This window comes from Streptomyces sp. Ru72, from assembly GCF_002920635.1.
Taxonomy (GTDB): Bacteria; Actinomycetota; Actinomycetes; order Streptomycetales; family Streptomycetaceae; genus Streptomyces.
The window spans coordinates 43,814-61,104 of sequence record NZ_PQSR01000038.1 but is presented as its reverse complement, the minus strand read 5'-3'; the positions used below and the strand labels follow the sequence as shown (position 1 = coordinate 61,104).

Here is a 17,291-nt window from a genome sequence, read left to right as displayed (position 1 = left end):
CAGGCCGATCGGGGCCCGGGGCGGAGCCCCCAGGGACGCACCCCGGCTTCGGGCGCCCGGTGACCGCGCGGTCACCGGCATGGCACGCCTGGCGGAGCCGTTACGCTGGATGCGTGGCAGTCGTCGATGTATCCGAAGAGCTCAAGTCCCTCTCCTCGACCATGGAGTCGATCGAGGCCGTTCTGGACCTCGACAAGATGAGGGCAGACATCGCCGTGCTCGAGGAGCAGGCGGCCGCGCCGTCCCTCTGGGACAACCCGGACGAGGCGCAGAAAATCACCAGCAGGCTCTCCCACCTCCAGGCCGAGGTGCGGAAGGCCGAGGCCCTGCGCGGCCGGATCGACGACCTCGGTGTGCTCTTCGAGCTCGCCGAGGCCGAGGACGACCCGGACACCCGCGTCGAGGCCGAGGCGGAGCTCGCCGCGGTCAAGAAGGCGCTGGACGAGATGGAGGTGCGGACGCTCCTCAGCGGCGAGTACGACGCCCGTGAGGCGCTCGTCAACATCCGCGCCGAGGCCGGCGGCGTCGACGCGGCCGACTTCGCCGAGAAGCTCCAGCGCATGTACCTGCGCTGGGCCGAGCGGCACGGCTACAAGACGGAGGTCTACGAGACGTCGTACGCCGAAGAGGCGGGCATCAAGTCCACGACCCTCGCCGTCCAGGCGCCGTACGCCTACGGCACCCTCTCCGTCGAGCAGGGCACCCACCGGCTCGTCCGCATCTCGCCCTACGACAACCAGGGGCGTCGCCAGACCTCCTTCGCAGGCGTCGAGGTCCTCCCCGTCGTGGAGCAGTCCGACCACGTCGAGATCGACGAGTCCGAGATCCGGGTCGACGTCTTCCGTTCCTCCGGGCCCGGCGGCCAGGGCGTGAACACGACGGACTCCGCGGTCCGCATCACGCACCTGCCCACCGGCATCGTCGTCACCTGCCAGAACGAGCGGTCCCAGATCCAGAACCGGGCCACCGCCATGAACGTCCTGCAGGCCAAGCTCCTCGAGCGGCGACGCCAGGAGGAGCAGGCCAAGATGGACGCCCTCAAGGGCGACGGCGGCAACTCCTGGGGCAACCAGATGCGTTCCTACGTCCTGCACCCGTACCAGATGGTCAAGGACCTGCGCACCGAGTACGAGGTCGGCAACCCCGAGGCCGTCTTCAACGGCGAGATCGACGGCTTCATCGAAGCCGGAATTCGCTGGCGCAAGCAGCAGGAGAAGTAAACCGGCCGCGCTCGGCCCTGCGCCGCCGGAAATACCGGCCGCAAAACAGCGTTTTGTCGACAAGGCAACTGCACCTCGTCCAGGGGCAGTTGCCTTGTCTGTATCCGGATGTCTGGGTTTTACATCACACTCACAGTCCCGCTTCTCCCGTAAAAGACGCGTTATCGGACATCGCGCGCGCAACGACCTTGACGTTGCTGTGAAAACTCGGAAGGGTAAAGCGCGGCATGCGTATCTCTGGGGCGCATGTGAACCGGGGGGCTCGCTCAAAAGCACAGCTGTCCCCGAGTGCCGTCGCCCCGGACGCTGCTCCAATGACGATCAGCTACTGGGGGTAGCAGCCTGATGACCAAGAAGACGCGGATCCGGGTGGCGCGGATAGCAGCCGGTGCGGTGATCGCCGCCGGTGCGTCGCTGACCGCCGCGGGTGCCGCCTCGGCGCTCGACATCACCATCAATGCGAGCGCCGGAGACAACGGCGTCGGTGTCGGCGTCGGCGTGAACACCGGCGATCCGACTCCGACGCCCACCACCACCGGCATCCCGACGGAGACGCCGCCGGTCACTCCGCCGGTCACTCCGTCCGCGACCCCGCCCACCATCCCGGGCGAGCCGACCGACCCGCAGCAGCCCACCGGGAACCCGACCGAGCCGACGGAGGCGCCGCCCTCCCACGGGCACGGCGGCGGCAACGGGAACGGCAACGGCAACGGGAACGGGAACGGCCACGGCAACAACGGCGGCGGCGACAACACCAACCCCGACGGCGGCGGCAACAGCCCCGTTGAGCAGGGCAAGGGAACCTCGGTCCTGACCGACACGGGCTCCGACAGCGGTACCACCGACACCTCCGCCCAGGGCAGCGGCAAGCAGCTGGCCGAGACGGGTGCCGGCCAGACCGCGTTCCTGCTGGTCGGCGCCGCGACGATGATCGCCGGCGGTATCGGCTTCCGTGTGATGCCGCGCCTGATCAACGGCCGCGACGGGGCCGCCGCCTGAGCGAGGGGCGCACAGCCTCACCCGCAGGCGTGAGACCGACGTGAGAAGGGCCCGGGGCGGCATCGCCCCGGGCCCTTCCCGTACACCCGTCTTTCCCCGCTCCGCTACGCCGTCTGGTGAGCCAGCAGCGCCACCGCCGCGATCAGCACGGCCACCAGGCCGATCAGCGCCGCCGGCGTCAGCCCCGACCAGGGGTTCTCCTGCTGAAGGCGCTCGCGGCTGGCGCGGCACACGGGGCAGCGGCCCTCACTCACGGGCGCCGCGCAGTTCGCGCACACCAATCGGTCGTACGTCATGCGCCTCGCCCTCCTCGTGCCGCTTACACGCACACAACGTTTCCGGGAACGCAACAGTTCCCACTCCACTGTGCCAGGTTCCGCGAGCCCCTGCGCGGGCTCCGCCAGTCCCATGGCCGTGGAGGGCGTCACAGCGCGCCTCGGTACCCCGTGGGGCTATGACAAAACGTGCAACTCTCCCGTAACCACGACCGGCGACTGCGCTCCCGTACCCGGTTCGCGTATGGTCACGCTCACCTACCCCCAACGGCCCGTGGTGCATCCGTGATCCGATTCGACAACGTCTCCAAGGTCTACCCCAAGCAGACCCGCCCCGCACTCAGGGATGTCTCCCTGGAGGTGGAGAAGGGCGAGTTCGTCTTCCTCGTGGGGTCCTCCGGCTCCGGAAAGTCCACCTTCCTGCGGCTGATCCTCCGCGAGGAGCGGTGCAGCACCGGGCAGGTGCACGTCCTGGGCAAGGACCTCGCCCGCCTCTCCAACTGGAAGGTGCCGCAGATGCGCCGCCAGCTGGGGACGGTCTTCCAGGACTTCCGCCTCCTGCCCAACAAGACGGTCGCCGAGAACGTCGCCTTCGCGCAGGAGGTCATCGGGAAGTCGCGCGGCGAGATCCGCAAGTCCGTGCCCCAGGTGCTCGACCTCGTCGGGCTCGGCGGCAAGGAGGACCGGATGCCCGGCGAGCTGTCCGGTGGTGAGCAGCAGCGCGTGGCCATCGCGCGGGCCTTCGTCAACCGGCCCAAGCTGCTGATCGCCGACGAGCCCACCGGCAACCTCGACCCGCAGACCTCCGTCGGCATCATGAAGCTGCTCGACCGGATCAACCGGACGGGCACGACCGTGGTGATGGCGACCCACGACCAGAACATCGTGGACCAGATGCGCAAGCGCGTCATCGAGCTGGAGAAGGGCCGCCTCGTCCGCGACCAGGCACGCGGCGTCTACGGCTACCAGCACTGAGTTCCACGGAAAGGCTTGAGCAGACGCCATGCGCGCCCAGTTCGTTGTCTCGGAGATCGGTGTCGGTCTCCGCCGCAATCTGACGATGACCTTCGCGGTGATCGTCTCGGTCGCCCTGTCCCTCGCCCTGTTCGGCGGCTCGCTCCTGATGAGCGACCAGGTCAACCAGATGAAGGGCTACTGGTACGACAAGGTCAACGTCTCCATCTTCCTGTGCAACAAGAGCGACGCCGAGTCCGACCCGAACTGCTCCAAGGGCGCGGTCACCCAGGAGCAGAAGGACCAGATCCTCTCCGACCTGAAGAAGATGTCGGTCGTCGAGAAGGTCACCTACGAGTCCCAGGACGAGGCCTACAAGCACTACAAGGAGCAGTTCGGCGACTCCCCGCTGGCCAGTTCGCTCACTCCGGACCAGATGCAGGAGTCGTACCGCATCAAGCTGAAGAACCCGGAGCAGTACCAGGTCATCGCGTCCGCCTTCAACGGCCGCGACGGCGTGCAGTCGGTGCAGGACCAGAAGGGCATCCTGGACAACCTCTTCGGCCTGCTCAACGGCATGAACTGGGCCGCCCGCGCGGTCATGGCGATGATGCTGGTCGTCGCGTTGATGCTGATCGTCAACACCGTGCGCGTCTCGGCGTTCAGCCGTCGTCGTGAGACCGGGATCATGCGTCTGGTCGGCGCCTCCGGGTTCTACATCCAGGCGCCGTTCATCGCGGAGGCCGCGGTCGCCGGACTCATCGGCGGCACGGTCGCCTGCGGATTCCTGCTGATCGCGCGGTACTTCATCATCGACCACGGCCTCGACCTGTCCCACAAGCTCAACCTGATCAACTTCATCGGCTGGGACGCCGTCCTGACCAAGCTGCCGCTGATACTCGCCACGAGCCTGCTGATGCCTGCGCTTGCCGCGTTCTTCGCGTTGCGCAAGTACCTGAAGGTGTGACGCATGCCAATGGGGGCGTACGAGCAACGGCCCGTACGCCCCCTTGCGTTGTCCTAGACTCACCGGCATGTCAGGCCGTGACCTGTTCTGTCAGCCCCGTCGCATCCGCCACGGGGCGGCCCTGACGTTGGTGTTCGCAAGCGTCCTCGTCGCCGGCGCCGCGACCGGCTCGTTCGGCGGAAGCGACGCGAAACAGCCCTCCACGGAGTCGGCGGTCCCCGTCGGCCACGACGACGTCACCGAGGCCGCCGAGCGGGCGATGGCCGACGGCAAGTCTCCGATGGAGGCCGCCGAGCGCGCGGTCAGCCGCAGCGGCGACCGGTGGAGCGCCGTCTACTCCCAGGGCGAGTACGAGGAGTTGGAGGAGGCGCTCGACGGCCGGTACACCGGTGTGGGGCTGTCCGCCCGGCGGGAGAGCGACGGGCGTATCGAGGTGACCCGGGTGCAGCCCGGCTCGCCCGCGGCCCGCGCCGGGATCCGCACGGGCGACCTGCTGCGCGGCGTCGACGGTGAGGACGTCACCGGCCGGCCCGTCACCGAGGTCGTCTCCCTGCTGCGCGGCGACGCCGACGACGCGGGGGCCGGCTCCCGGGTGCGGCTCGGACTGCAGCGCGGCACACACACCTGGAGCGAGGTACTGCGCCGGGCCCGGCTGTCCACGGACTCGGTGACCGTGCGCCGACTCGCCCGGGGCATCACTCTGATCAAGGTCACCGCGTTCACCAAGGGCTCCGGGGACCGCGTACGGGACGCCGTCGACCGGGCACCCAAGGGCGGCGGGATCGTGCTCGACCTGCGCGGCAACTCCGGGGGATTCGTCGCCGAGGCCGTCACCGCCGCGTCCGCCTTCCTCGACGGCGGGCTGGTGGGCACCTACGACGTCGACGGCGACCAGCGCGTCCTGCACGCCGAGCCCGGCGGCGACACCACCAGACCCCTGGTCGTCCTCGTCGACGGCGGCACCATGAGCGCCGCCGAACTGCTCACCGGTGCCCTCCAGGACCGCGGCCGGGCGGTCGTGGTGGGCACCCGCACCTTCGGCAAGGGCTCCATCCAGATGCCGAGCCGCCTTCCGGACGGCTCCGTCGCCGAGCTGACCGTCGGCCACTACCGCACCCCCGCCGGCCGCGGCGTCGACGGCCGCGGCATCACCCCCGACCTGGAGGCCGACGACGGGGCGCTCCAGCGGGCCGAGACGGTGCTCGGCGGCCTGGGCGACGCCTCGTAGCTACGCGCCGCGACGCCTCGTAGCGACGCACCGCGACGCCCGTAATCGACTTCCCCGCAGACCCCCCTGTAGTGCGAAAATGGTCGGCACTATGGCTAAGGAAAAAGGGCGCAAGCTGATCGCGCAGAACAAGAAGGCGCGGCACGACTACCACATCCTCGACACCTACGAGGCCGGTCTCGTCCTCATGGGCACCGAGGTGAAGTCGCTGCGCCAGGGGCGGGCGTCGCTGGTCGACGGCTTCGTGCAGCTCGACGGGCACGAGGCGTGGCTGCACAACGTGCACGTGCCGGAGTACAGCCAGGGCACCTGGACCAACCACAGCGCCCGTCGCAAGCGGAAGCTGCTGCTGCACCGCGACGAGATCGACAAGCTGGAGTCCAAGGCGCAGGAGACGGGTCACACGATCGTGCCCCTGTCCCTGTACTTCAAGGACGGCCGCGCCAAGATCGAGATCGCGCTGGCGAAGGGCAAGAAGGAGTACGACAAGCGGCAGACGCTCCGCGAGAAGCAGGACCGCCGAGAGGCGGAGCGGGCGATGTCGGCGGTGCGCCGCCGGCAGCGGGCGTGAGCCGGGAAGAACCGGGCACCCGTCGGCGTTGAACCGGGTACCACGGCGGGGTGACCGCCGGGAATACGCTGGCGACGGGATGCGTTGATCCCGTACGATGGCATCGCACCGCTCGGCCGGTGCGAGTCCCTCCCCGGAGGGGCGCCGATTGAAAAATCAACATGGGGATGATCGGTTTCGACAGCGGCTGTCGAAGCAGGGGAAGCGTGTCGAGGAAGCGGCCATGATCTCGTAAACCACAGGCCGAAAAAAATAATCGCCAATTCCAAGCGCGATCTCTCCCAGGGCCAGCTGGCCCTCGCTGCCTGATCAGGTAGCGAGCCTCAGCTGCCCTACTAAAGGGAGTGTCAGCCCGGGGGTGTTCCCGACCCGGATCCTGGCATCAGCTAGGGAACTAAACCTCGATCCCGGTCACGGGGTGAAGAGGGAAACCAAACAGTGACTGAGCCCGTCGGAGACTTGTCCGCGTGATCTCCGGGGCTGAGAAAAGCACAGCGGACTGCACACGGAGAAGCCCTGATTCTTCACCGTTGGACGCGGGTTCGATTCCCGCCATCTCCACGATCGGGAGGCTGACGCCTCCTGAACCCCATGTGGGCGAGGCCCCGTCGCTTTGGAGCGGCGGGGCCTTTGCCGTGTGTGGACAGGACAGGCGCGTTCCGGAAGGAAGGGGCAGCGCTCCACGACCACATCCGCGACTGGGAGATCTCCGGTCTCTCCACCCCTGGCGGATTCAAGAGCGTCGCCGCCTTCGAACAGCCTCCGGGCGCGCCCAACGGTGAAGACTTCTTCCAGCAGACCGGACTGTCCAAGTGGATCTGGGAGCAGTTCTGGAAGAACGAAGGCGACCTCTACGAGGACCCGACGCCGAAGGCCGACGACGCCACAGCCAAGGCCGTCACCGACCTCGGCACCCCTCTGTACGGATCCGACCCGGACGCCACCAAGCTGCACGGCGTGGATCGCCCGCACAGCGGTGAGATCTTCGGCATTGTCGCCGAGCTGGCGGACCGGCTCGGCGGGGTCGTTGAACTCGGCAACGGAACGCTCCTGTGCCGGGAGGACAGTCGTAATCACCTGCCCGAAGGTCTGGAAGAGAGTTGCGTTTTCACGCCCAGGATCACTCGCGAAGCCCTGGAAGCCGCTGTGACGCGACCGGCGCGATGATCACCAGATGTCCTTCCAAGTTGAGGCCAGGTGCGCAAGGTTGGTCAGGGTCGATCAGACGCTGGGCCATCCCGGTGCGGCAGGTGTGGGCCCGTATCCGAGTCGCCGTCGACGGAATCATCCAGAACCGCCCCGCCGACGGCACCCTGCCCGCCCTCGTCGACGGCTCCGGCGACCACACCGCGACCCGCGACGGCTCTGGCAGTTGGAAGATCCCCACTCTCACCGGCGTGGTGTTCCTCGCCCTCACCGCCTGGCGGATTCGCTCGCTCGCGGTCCTGCTGCGCCTGCGCCGAGCTGTGCGGGCCGCGGAGCCGGCGGTGTGACCATGGATCGGCGAGTGACGCGGAGGCGGCAGGAAAGAGGATGGCGGAGTAGGAGGAGCCGTTCTGCGTGACGAGCCGGATGCCGGGCTCAGCGGCTCACCGCGGCTGAGTAGGACGATGTTGGTCGGCCACGGTGGTCAAAGAAAGGTCACCTGCATGATGTAGAGCCGCTCGTGTCGGGGGACGATCAGGTAGTTGAAGAAACCGCCGGGTACGTGGGCGAAGCCTCCCTTCGGCCCCTCTCCCTGGTAGGTGGTGCCGTCGAGGTAGAACGCTGCTGCGGCGCGGACCAGTTCGTCCGCCTTCTTCTCGACCTCGGCGAGGAACGCGGGAGGGGCGCCGCCCGCGACGTGCTGTTCGTCCGGGTCGTACTCCCACTGCCAGGTCACGCGGACACCGCCCGCTGGGCCTCGGCTTCGACGGCGGCCAGCTCGTTCATGGCGGATCGGAATGCGGGGTCGTCGTTGCTGCTCGTGCCGTGCACTGCGGTGAGGGCGGCGCGGTAGCGGGCGGACAGGTCAGGACGTCGTTCGATCTCGACCTGTGCCTGCCAATAAGTGAGCCAGTGCCGGAGATGGCCGATCTTTCCGTCCGCAATGGCGGCGGTGAGGGCCTGTTCCTTGTGTCGCTCCATGTCACTGATCCGGTGCGGAGCGACGCGGGCCAGCGCGACACGGACCGCCTCGGGAGTCCGTTCCGGTCGAGGGATCAGCTCTTGCCCGTGATCAGGCTGGGTGGTCACGTGAGGCTCCTTCGTCGGGTGCTCTCTGCTGCCTACGGTACTGGCGGGGGGCGGACAACAGCACGGGAATCATTCTCGGCGTCGCATGGGTTCCTGCTGGCAGCTGACGTGCGGGGGCTGCCAACTCGATCCAGACGGTATTGCCGATGCCGCCCGGGCGGGTGAGGTGTTGAGCGCCGTGGCTACGCTCGGCTCACCACCGATCTCGACTGCAGGGGAGCAGACTATGCGTACCGCCACCGTGACGGCCGACGGTGACCAGATCCGCTGGGTGGAGCTGCCGGGCCGGGAACCGTCCCGTGTCTACGTGCATGGTCTGGGTGCGACTTCGCCCGCCTACTTCGCCGAGGTTGCGGTCCACCCTCTGCTTGCGGGCCACCGTTCCTTGCTCATCGACTTGCTCGGGCACGGCATCAGCGACCGGCCGACGACCTTCGACTACACCTTGGAATCACACGCCGATGCCCTCGCCGCGGCCTTCGGTTCCGCGGGCGTCACCGGCGCCGAGCTGATCGCGCACAGCATGGGCGGCTCCGTGGCCATCGTCCTGGCCGCCCGCCATCCGCACCTCGTCTCCCGTCTGGTCCTGGTCGACGCCAACCTCGACCCGATCCCGCGCACACCCGGTTCCAGCGGCAGCAGCGGCATCGCCGCGTACTCCGAGAAGGAGTTCCTGGCAGGAGGCTGGGAAGAAGTACGCGACCGGATCGGCCCTCACTGGTGGTCCACCATGCGCCTGGCCGGCAGGGAAGCCCTGCACCGCAGCGCCACCCATCTCATTCGCGGCACCGTCCCCACCATGCGCGAACTCCTGCTGGACCTGAAAATCCCCCGGACCTATCTGCTGCCCGAGGCCGACGGCCCGCTCCCGGGCACCGATGCACTCACCGATGCCGGCGTGTCCGTGGTCCCCATCCCGGACTGCGGGCACAACATCATGCTGGACAATCCGCAGGCCTTCGTACAAGCCACCGCGGCGGCCCTCGGGGACCACGGCCGGCGATAGCAACCAGCACCTGCCCGCGGGCAACCATGGGGCGTGACGCGGAGACGGCCGCACGAGTTCTTCGAGCGCGCCAGCCGCCGGGCTGCACAGCACCGGGCGAGCACCGAACTCCCGCTCGTAGCCCCCGCTTCGCTGTGCCTGCGGAGGTCTGGAACGCGTTCCTCGCGTACGCCTCCCGCGAAGCCTGAGCGTCGGCTCGCAGCCGTAGCCCGCACACAGGCGGTGCGCTTGTTGTGGTGTCCGGTCCCATATCTAGGGGCGGCGTCTCTCCCTACGGTCCCCGGCATGACGCACACCAGAGCCGCACGTCGCTACTTCGTCCTGGCGAGCCTCCTGGTCGCCCTGCTCGCCGCCTTCCTCACACCGGGCACCGCCACGGCGGCCTCCCTCCAGGAAGTCACCGGATTCGGGAGCAATCCCGGTGCGCTGCGCATGTTCCGGTACGTACCCGGTGGGTTGCCCGCCGGGCGGCCCGTCGTCGTCGCGTTGCACGGGTGCACGCAGGACGCCGCCGGGTACGGCACCGGCAGCGGGTGGATACAGCTCGCCGACCGGTGGGGGTTCTCCGTGGTCCTGCCGCAGCAGCAGAGCGGCAACAACGCCTCGAACTGCTTCGACTGGTTCCAGAGCGGGGACATCGAGCGCGGCCAGGGCGAGGCCGCCTCGATCGCGCAGATGGTCGACCGGCAACTCGCCGACGTCTCCGGTGACCCCGGGCGGGTGTACGTCACCGGGCTCTCGGCGGGGGGCGGCATGACCGCCGTGATGATGGCGACCTACCCGGAGAAGTTCGCCGCGGGCGGGGTCGTCGCCGGGCTTCCGTACGGGTGCGCGCAGGCCGCCGGGTCGCCGTACGTGTGCATGTACGTCGGCGCCACCCAGACCCCCAAGCAGTGGGGCGACCGGGTGCGGGCCGCCCGCCCGGGGTACGGCGGGCCCTGGCCGACGCTCACCGTCTTCCAGGGGACGGCCGACTACACCGTCAAGCCCGTCAACATGACCGACCTGATGAAGCAGTGGACCGATGTCCACGGGGCGGATCAGGTCGCCGACGTCAGCGACACCGTCGCCGGGTATCCCCACCAGGTCTTCCGGGACCCGGCCGGGAACGCCGTCGTGGAGACGTACAGCATCACCGGCATGGGGCACGGCCAGCCCGTCGACCCCGGGACCGGCAGCGAGCAGTGCGGGGCGGTCGGCTCCTACTTCCCGGACGTGAACCTGTGCGCCGCCTACCGGCTCGGACGGGCCTGGGGGCTCGGCTAGTGCTCTGACCGCATAGGTTCGCCGGCTGGCGGTCGCAGCGGTTGGATGTGTGGTGACGGTCGAGCTGTGCTCCGCCCGAACGCGCCCGCGTCCGAAGCGAGAAGGGCATCCGCTGGGGAGGACGCCTGCTTCCCGCCGGAGCTTGACGGCTTCGTTCGAGCGGGCGAGGAGACTCAGCGTCGCCGCCGCCCTGGGAACAGAGCGCTGAGCGTCGCGCACACGATCGCCCCGAACAGCAACCCGCCCCAAGGCATCCCATCCGGACGATGGGCCGTCGCCACGTAGAGGAAGCAGCCGAGCCCGCCGGCCACGAAGAAGACAGCGAAGCCTCGAAGCGCGTACCGCCATCTCGGGCGGGCTATGTCTGAAGTCACGGGAGCCATTATCCCCACGCGGCAGCAGGCGACCAGGCCCTCAGGACCAGTCGTCCGACCGGAATCTCGGGGGAGCCGGGAGCTCGAACCAGACCGTCTTGCCGATGCCGCCGGGGCGGGGTTCTGCACCCCAGGCGTCCGCCAGGGACGCCACCAGGGTCAGGCCCCGGCCGGACTCGTCGTCCGGTGACGCGTCGCGGGGTGTGGGCAGCGTGTCGCCCGCGTCCGTCACCGAGATGTGGAGGATGTCCGCCTTCAGGACGCAGCGGGCACGGATCTCGCGGCCGGCGGGGACTCTCGCGTGGCGGTACGCGTTCGTCATCAGCTCGCTGAGCAGGAGCACGGCCGTTTCCGTCACCTCGTCGGGGAGCTTCCAGGAGGTGGCCTGTTCGCGGAGGAGGGTACGGGCCCGGCTGACACTGCGGGCGTGGCGGGGGAGGCGCCACTCGATGTCCTTCGGTACTGCGGAGGGGGAGTCAGGCATGCGGCAGGGGATTCCTTGCGTGTGATTTACCGTCATTTCGCCAGGCCAGACTGGTGGTTCGCGCATAGCCTCCGGGAGTGGCGGAGTGGGTACACGGCGTGGCTGTACACGGTGCGTCGGCGGGAGACCGGTGGAGGTGTCGTGGCTTCGGGGGAGTCCCAGCAGGCGCAGCAGAACTGGCGGTACTGCGGTGGGCAGGTCAAGTTGTGGCGGGAGGAGGCCGGGGTCAGCCGCCAGGCGCTCGCCGACGAGGCCGGTTACGACTACGAGTACGTCAAGTCCATGGAGTGCGGGAGGCGGCGGCCGACGCTGCGGTTGTTGCAGGTCGCGGACCAGATGTGCGGGGCAAGGGGGAAGCTGGTCGCTGCCCACGAGTTCCTGAAGCCCGAGCCCTTTCCGGCACGGTCGCAGGAGTACATGGCGATCGAGGCTGAGGCGATCGCCGTGCATGACTACTCGCTCGGTCTGGTTCCCGGTCTGTTGCAAACGGGGCAGTACGCGCGGGCTCTGATCAGTGAGAGTTGTCCCCCGCTGGACGACGAAACTGTGGAGGAGCGGGTTCGGGCACGGCTGGCGCGGCAGGAAGCGCTGACACGGCGTGCCAAAACGGTGTACGGCTTCGTCATCCATGAGGCAGCGCTGCGCACGGGGGTGGGTGGGCGGACTGTCATGCGGCAACAACTGCTCCACCTCACGGAGGTTGGCGGGCTGCGCAACGTGTCCGTTCAGGTGTTGCCGTTCGGGAAGTGTGGCGGTCTCGCGCTCAACGGCTCGTTCATCCTGCTTGAGACCGCCGACCACGAGCGCTTGGCTTACGTGGAGGGTCCGGAGACGAGCGTGCTGCACTCCGAGGCCGACAAGGTCAGCGATCTCGCACAAGTGCATGGCATGATCCGCATGCAGGCCTTGGGGGTTGAGGAGTCGGCAGCGTTCATCAGGAAGGTGGCCGAAGAGCTATGAGCGAAACGCTGGCATGGTTCAAGTCCAGCTACAGCGACTCTCAGGGCGGCGCCTGCCTCGAAGTCGCCCACCCCTCCAGCGAATCCCGCCGAACCGTCCACGTCCGCGACTCGAAGCTCGGAGCTCGAAGCCCCCGCTTCGCCGTGCCCGCCGACGCCTGGAACGCTTTTCTCGCCTACGCCTCCGGCGAAGCCTGAGCCCCGGGCTTCGGGCGTCGAGGTCCGAGCCCCTTTTCCAAGGAAGGGGCGGTAAGGCTCACCCACCCACCCGCCCATACCAGGCCGTGTCACTTTTCGTGAGCGGGTTGCGACCCACTGTCGCGACCCTCTAGCGTGCGCAACAACGAACAACCCCGGCCGGGTGCTACCAACACCCGCCGGGGTCTCACCTCAAGATCGGAATGGACGATCTCGTGGCTTACGAAAACTCTAGCGCTGCCCTGCCCGCGCCCGCAGCGCATCCCATGGCCAAGCCCGGTTACGGCAAGCGGTCCGCGCCCGACCAATCGCCGTCCCGAGCCGGGGACTTCGATCACCTCTCGGTCCGTGAGGCGTACCTCGCGGGCCTCCTCGACCGACTCCCCGAGAACGCGGCCATGGACGCCAAGACCATCGCCAGGTTCCAGCCCCTCTACGGGCAACAGGCCGTCCGATCCGCGCTCAACGAGCTCAGCAGGGCCGGACACCTGCGCCGCGTACGTCGTCGCATCGAGCCCGGTGGGGAAGGCGGAACCGCCACCGGCACCCGCTGGGTCTTCCACACCTACTGGTCACGCACCGCACGTGACGACGAATGGTGGGCCCGGTTCCTCGACGGTGACCCGGTGCCCCGGATGGCCTCCGAACCCGAGGTCACCCCCACTGCAACACTCCAGCCGAAACTGTCGCACCCGCAGGCGGTAGGTCGTCCCTCCGCCGCCTACGCCGCTCTCGCCGGACTCGGTCTCCGCGACCCCCGCCTCGCCCTTTCCTCCGGCGACTGCTCCGACCTGGAACAGCTGGCCGAGGACTGGCTGGCCCGCGGCGCGACTCCGGAGTACTTCACGCAGGCCCTCCTCGCCGGCCTGCCCGAGCAGGTGTACTCGCCCCGGGGCTTCGTCCAGCGCAGACTGATCGACAAGATGCCGCCCGAGCGCCCCGCCACACCCTCCCGCACGCCCCGCACCCTTATGGAGTGCACCGGCTGCGGCGTCCCCGGCCGCCCGGAGGCACTGCTCGGCGGTCTCTGCCGCGCCTGCCGTGGCGGGGACGGCAGCGCGGGGGCAGGCTCCAGCCGAGTGCAGCACGCGACGGTGCGTGCCCGGGTCGCTCAGGTACGCGACGCGGTCCGCACGCCACAGCGGATGTGAAGTCATCGCGGAACCGCCGTACACCGCACATGTGACCCCGCTCGTCGATATCCCGTTGTCGGCCCAGGAGGCAGGTCATACGGTCAGCGGCATGACCTTACGTCTTCGCATGCGACAAGCCCTCCCGGAAGCGATGCGCGCCCGCGACAAAGTCGCGGTGAGCGCCCTGCGCGCCACGCTCGCCGCGTTGGACAATGCCGAGGCGGTGCCGGCGGGCGAAGCCGAGCTGCGCGGCACAGCCCTCGAGGAGTCGCCGGTCGGTGTCGGCGTCACGGAGGCACAGCGTCGGGAGCTGAGCGAGCGAACCGTGGCGGACATCGTGCGGGCCGAGGCGACCGAGCGACTTCAGGCCGCGGACCGGTTGACCGTCCCCGGGCATGCCGACCGGGCCGCGCGGCTGAGGGCGGAGGCCGCTGTGCTGCTCCGGTTCCTCGAGGATCCGGGCACCGGGTGAACCGGTGCGCCGCGTACCGGCTCGGGAGCCGGTACGCGGTCCGGGGCGTCAGCGAAGCGTGAACGTCGAGAGCCGAAGCCCCTTGCTCAGCACCAGGTACACGTCCGCACGACCCCTCGCTCCTGTCAGCGCAGCCGTCACCGTGTCGTAGGTGTAGGGCGACGACGTCCCGTCGAAGTGTGCCGTGCCCACCAGCCTGCCCGTGGGCGAGCCCAGCCGGACCTCCAGCGTTCCGGCGGCGCCCGCCAGCCGCGCCGTCACCGCCGACGCGCCCGAACCCAGCCGCGTGTCCGCGAACTTCAGCCACGCCCCGTCCGCGGAAGCCGACACCGCCGTCCCGCTCGCCTTGGACTCGTCCACCAGGCTGGTCGCGCTGTAGTCGTCGAAGTTCTCCGCCCGCGTCACCCCTGAGAGGTCCCGGGGCGGGATCGTCTCGCCGCGCACCCCCAGCGACGTCCGCGCGCGGATGTCCGTCGACGACGCGCCGACCATCACGTCGTACGTCCCCGTCTCCACGACCCACTTCGAGCGCGTGACGTCCCAGTGCGCCAGGTCCGCCTCCCGCAGCTTCAGGCGGACCGTCTTCGTCTCGCCCGGCTTCAGCGACACCCGTGCGTACGCCTTCAGCTGCTTCAGCGGCTGCTTGTCGCGGGATTCCCGCTGGTGGACGTACAGCTGGACCACCTCGTCGCCGGCCCGGCGGCCCGTGTTGGCGACCTTCACCGCGTAGCCGTCCGGGACCCGCTGCAGCCCGCCGTAGCGGAACGTCGTGTACGACAGCCCGTAGCCGAAGGGGTAGAGCGGCTGTCCCTTGTAGTACAGGTACGTCCGGTTCGACTTGATGATGTCGTAGTCCAGGATCGAGGGGAGGTCGGACTCCGAGCGGTACCACGTCTGCGTCAGGCGGCCCGCCGGGTTGGCGTCGCCGTACAGCAGGTCGGCCAGCGCGTTGCCCGTCTCCTGGCCCGCGTGGGTCGTCCACAGCAGGGCCGGGACCTCCTTCTGCAGTGCGCCCAGCGTGGTGGGGTAGCTGTTCTCGACCACGACCACCGTCTTCGGGTTGGCCTTGTGGACCGCCTCGACCAGAGCCTCCTGCGACGGGGCCAGGCCCATGTCCGTACGGTCGTGGGCCTCGCGCCCGTTGATCGCCGGCATCGAGCCGACCACCACCACAGCGGTGTCCCTGCCCTTCACCGCGGCCACCGCGTCGTCGATGCCGCTGCGGACCACGTCCTTGGCGTAGTGCGCGGCCTTGTCCCTGGCCACCAGGCCGAGCGTGCCGTCGGCATCCACCGGACCCAGGTACACCGGGTTCGACCACCACGACTCGCCGGTCTCGTAGCCCGCGTACCGCAGCAGGTACGTCCCGTCGTCCTGCCGCTCCAGCTTGAACTGCTGCTGCACAAACCAGCCGTTCGGCTGCGTCTGGTCGTTGACGAAGTTCGACCAGTTGTAGCCGACGTACTTTCCGTTCGCCGCCGAGCGGAGGGTGACGACTCCCGAGCCCCAGTCGTACACGTCGAACTGCGCGCCGGCGCCGTTCTCCGTCGTCTCCTTCAGCGGCGCTCCCGCATCTCCGGTACCGGCGGTCACGTATTTACCGGTCGCCGTGTCCTTCAGCGCGATCCGGTCCACGCCCTCGCTGCTCGCCACGGACGTGCCGAGCTTGGCCTCGATGCCGTCCTTCGGCGTCACCGCGTACGGCAGACTGCCCGAGTACCAGTCCGTGTAGAGCGTGTCGGCGAGCGGGCCGACCACTGCCGCGCTCCCCGACTTCTTCAGCGGCAGCGCGCCGTCGTTCTTCAGCAGCACCGCCCCCTCCGTAGCCGCCTTGCGCGCCAGTGCCCGGTGCTGCGGGCTGTCGATGACGGACGCGTCGATGGAGCCGTACGTGCCGCCGCCCGGGTCGAACTCGCCGAGCCGGACCCGGATGCTCAGGACATGGCGTGCCGCGGTGTCGACGTCCGACTCCTTCAACAAGCCCGACGACAGCGCCGACTTGATCGCGGTCGTCGTCGGCCCTGAGTCCGCGTCGTTTTCGGTGAAGCTGTCGATGCCGGCCTTCAGTGCCGCCGCGTCCGCCTCGCTCTGGGTGCCGTAGTACTTCTGGCTGCCGACCAGGTTGCCGGGCCCGGCGGCGTCCGTGACGTTCAGCAGGTCCTGCGAGGTCCAGCCGCGCACGGTGTCGTCCATGGCGGGATTGACCGTGTTGGGACGGCCGTTGACGAGGTTGTACGAGGACATGACGCCCGTCGCCGCGTCCGCCTCGATCGCCGGCTTGAACGCCTCCTCGTCGTACTCCTTCAGCACGCGCGGGCGCAGTTCGGAGGACGTGGTGTCGCGGTGTTCCTCGTTGTTGTTGGCGAGGAAGTGCTTGATGGTGGGTGCTGTCTTCAGGTGGTTCGGGTCGCCGCCCGTCAGTCCCGTGCCGTAGGCGGTGGAGATCGAGCCGGTGAGGTACGGGTCCTCGGAGTAGCCCTCCTCGTTGCGGCCCCAGCGCGGGTCCCGCAGCAGGTTGACCACGGGCGCCCACAGGTTGAGGCCCCAGCCCGCCGGGCGCTGCTGCTGGAAGCCGCGCGCCTCGTCGCCGACCGCCGAACCGACCTGTCGGATCAGCGAAGGGTCCCAGGTGGAGGCGAGCCCGATGGCCTGGGGGAAGACCGTCGTCTTCCCGAGCCAGGCCACGCCGTGCAGGGCCTCGGTGCCGGTGCGGAAGGACTGGATGCCGAGGCGGGGGATGGCGGGTTCGTACTGGTGGAGGAGGGAGATCCTCTCGTCGAGGGTGAGGCGGGAGAGGAGGTCGTCCACGCGCTTCTCGACGGGGAGGTTCGGGTTGCGGAAGGGGTAGGCGGGGTCGTCGGCCTGGGCGGGGACGGTGGCGCCGAGCCCCGCGATCAGGGCGAGCGCCACGGCCAGGGTGGTTCTGCGTCTTCCTCGCGTGCCTGTCATG

19 protein-coding genes and 1 other RNA gene are annotated in these 17,291 nt (G+C 69.0%); 15 read left to right on the top strand and 5 right to left on the bottom strand.

Annotated features, from left to right (window positions below):
• Positions 1-113: 113 nt before the first annotated feature.
• Both prfB and C3488_RS19420 read left to right on the top strand, forming a co-directional pair.
• Positions 114-1,220 (top strand): peptide chain release factor 2, encoded by a 1,107-nt coding sequence (gene prfB / locus C3488_RS19425; RefSeq protein ID WP_103841086.1) that lies wholly within the window; start codon positions 114-116, stop codon positions 1,218-1,220.
• 345 nt (positions 1,221-1,565) lie between these two features.
• Complete coding sequence (locus C3488_RS19420; RefSeq protein WP_103841084.1) at positions 1,566-2,219, top strand: hypothetical protein; 654 nt, start codon at positions 1,566-1,568, stop codon at positions 2,217-2,219.
• 104 nt (positions 2,220-2,323) lie between these two features.
• Here C3488_RS19420 and C3488_RS19415 read toward each other — a convergent pair whose 3' ends face one another.
• Positions 2,324-2,515 carry a hypothetical protein gene (locus tag C3488_RS19415; protein WP_103841082.1) on the bottom strand — a complete coding sequence of 64 codons (192 nt, stop codon included), beginning with the start codon at positions 2,513-2,515 and terminating at the stop codon, positions 2,324-2,326.
• A 264-nt stretch (positions 2,516-2,779) separates the two neighbouring features.
• On the opposite strand from C3488_RS19415, the gene ftsE reads away from it, so the two are divergent.
• From ftsE to C3488_RS19380, 7 genes are all read left to right on the top strand, one after another.
• Positions 2,780-3,469, top strand: a complete 690-nt coding sequence (gene ftsE, locus C3488_RS19410) for a cell division ATP-binding protein FtsE (protein ID WP_103841080.1) — start codon at positions 2,780-2,782, stop codon at positions 3,467-3,469.
• A gap of 28 nt (positions 3,470-3,497) precedes the next feature.
• Positions 3,498-4,415 (top strand): permease-like cell division protein FtsX, encoded by a 918-nt coding sequence (ftsX, locus tag C3488_RS19405; protein ID WP_103841078.1) that lies wholly within the window; start codon positions 3,498-3,500, stop codon positions 4,413-4,415.
• A gap of 67 nt (positions 4,416-4,482) precedes the next feature.
• On the top strand, positions 4,483-5,643 hold the full coding sequence (locus tag C3488_RS19400; protein ID WP_181139089.1) for a S41 family peptidase: 1,161 nt from the start codon (positions 4,483-4,485) through the stop codon (positions 5,641-5,643).
• 91 nt (positions 5,644-5,734) lie between these two features.
• Positions 5,735-6,214, top strand: a complete 480-nt coding sequence (gene smpB, locus C3488_RS19395; protein WP_103841074.1) for an SsrA-binding protein SmpB — start codon at positions 5,735-5,737, stop codon at positions 6,212-6,214.
• Positions 6,215-6,377: 163 nt separating this feature from the next.
• Positions 6,378-6,778: a transfer-messenger RNA gene (gene ssrA / locus C3488_RS19390) on the top strand.
• A 27-nt stretch (positions 6,779-6,805) separates the two neighbouring features.
• A complete protein-coding gene (locus C3488_RS40610) occupies positions 6,806-7,381 on the top strand; it encodes a hypothetical protein (protein WP_181139088.1) in 576 nt (191 codons plus the stop codon).
• Between the two features lie 83 nt (positions 7,382-7,464).
• Positions 7,465-7,707 carry a hypothetical protein gene (locus C3488_RS19380; RefSeq protein ID WP_181139087.1) on the top strand — a complete coding sequence of 81 codons (243 nt, stop codon included), beginning with the start codon at positions 7,465-7,467 and terminating at the stop codon, positions 7,705-7,707.
• A 137-nt stretch (positions 7,708-7,844) separates the two neighbouring features.
• On the opposite strand, the gene C3488_RS19375 is transcribed toward C3488_RS19380, so the two are convergent.
• Both C3488_RS19375 and C3488_RS19370 read right to left on the bottom strand, forming a co-directional pair.
• Positions 7,845-8,096 carry a hypothetical protein gene (locus C3488_RS19375; protein WP_103841070.1) on the bottom strand — a complete coding sequence of 84 codons (252 nt, stop codon included), beginning with the start codon at positions 8,094-8,096 and terminating at the stop codon, positions 7,845-7,847.
• Positions 8,093-8,449: a hypothetical protein gene (locus C3488_RS19370; RefSeq protein WP_103841068.1), complete on the bottom strand. Its 357-nt coding sequence runs from the start codon at positions 8,447-8,449 to the stop codon at positions 8,093-8,095. The genes C3488_RS19375 and C3488_RS19370 overlap by 4 nt, the downstream gene beginning before the upstream one ends.
• Before the next feature lie 226 nt (positions 8,450-8,675).
• Here C3488_RS19370 and C3488_RS19365 point away from each other — a divergent pair, with 226 nt between their 5' ends.
• Positions 8,676-9,455 carry an alpha/beta fold hydrolase gene (locus C3488_RS19365; protein WP_103841066.1) on the top strand — a complete coding sequence of 260 codons (780 nt, stop codon included), beginning with the start codon at positions 8,676-8,678 and terminating at the stop codon, positions 9,453-9,455.
• A gap of 285 nt (positions 9,456-9,740) precedes the next feature.
• Entirely contained in the window at positions 9,741-10,721 is a 981-nt protein-coding gene (locus tag C3488_RS19360) for a PHB depolymerase family esterase (protein WP_103841064.1), read from the top strand.
• Positions 10,722-11,135: 414 nt separating this feature from the next.
• Here the strand turns inward: C3488_RS19360 and C3488_RS19355 are convergent, their stop codons facing one another.
• Positions 11,136-11,579: an ATP-binding protein gene (locus C3488_RS19355; protein ID WP_103841062.1), complete on the bottom strand. Its 444-nt coding sequence runs from the start codon at positions 11,577-11,579 to the stop codon at positions 11,136-11,138.
• A gap of 141 nt (positions 11,580-11,720) precedes the next feature.
• Between C3488_RS19355 and C3488_RS19350 the strand changes: the two genes are divergently transcribed.
• The 4 genes from C3488_RS19350 to C3488_RS19335 all read left to right on the top strand — a co-directional run bounded on the left by C3488_RS19350 (position 11,721) and on the right by C3488_RS19335 (position 14,341).
• Positions 11,721-12,539 carry a helix-turn-helix transcriptional regulator gene (locus C3488_RS19350; protein ID WP_103841060.1) on the top strand — a complete coding sequence of 273 codons (819 nt, stop codon included), beginning with the start codon at positions 11,721-11,723 and terminating at the stop codon, positions 12,537-12,539.
• The gene (locus C3488_RS19345; protein ID WP_103841058.1) at positions 12,536-12,736 is read left to right on the top strand and encodes a DUF397 domain-containing protein; all 201 of its coding nucleotides are present in this window, start codon (positions 12,536-12,538) and stop codon (positions 12,734-12,736) included. Before C3488_RS19350 ends, C3488_RS19345 begins: the two co-directional genes overlap by 4 nt.
• Before the next feature lie 266 nt (positions 12,737-13,002).
• The gene (locus C3488_RS19340; RefSeq protein ID WP_258053508.1) at positions 13,003-13,887 is read left to right on the top strand and encodes a hypothetical protein; all 885 of its coding nucleotides are present in this window, start codon (positions 13,003-13,005) and stop codon (positions 13,885-13,887) included.
• 133 nt (positions 13,888-14,020) lie between these two features.
• The gene (locus C3488_RS19335; RefSeq protein ID WP_103841056.1) at positions 14,021-14,341 is read left to right on the top strand and encodes a hypothetical protein; all 321 of its coding nucleotides are present in this window, start codon (positions 14,021-14,023) and stop codon (positions 14,339-14,341) included.
• A 48-nt stretch (positions 14,342-14,389) separates the two neighbouring features.
• On the opposite strand, the gene C3488_RS19330 is transcribed toward C3488_RS19335, so the two are convergent.
• On the bottom strand, positions 14,390-17,290 hold the full coding sequence (locus C3488_RS19330; protein WP_103841054.1) for a glycoside hydrolase family 3 protein: 2,901 nt from the start codon (positions 17,288-17,290) through the stop codon (positions 14,390-14,392).
• Between the last annotated feature and the right edge of the window lies 1 nt (position 17,291).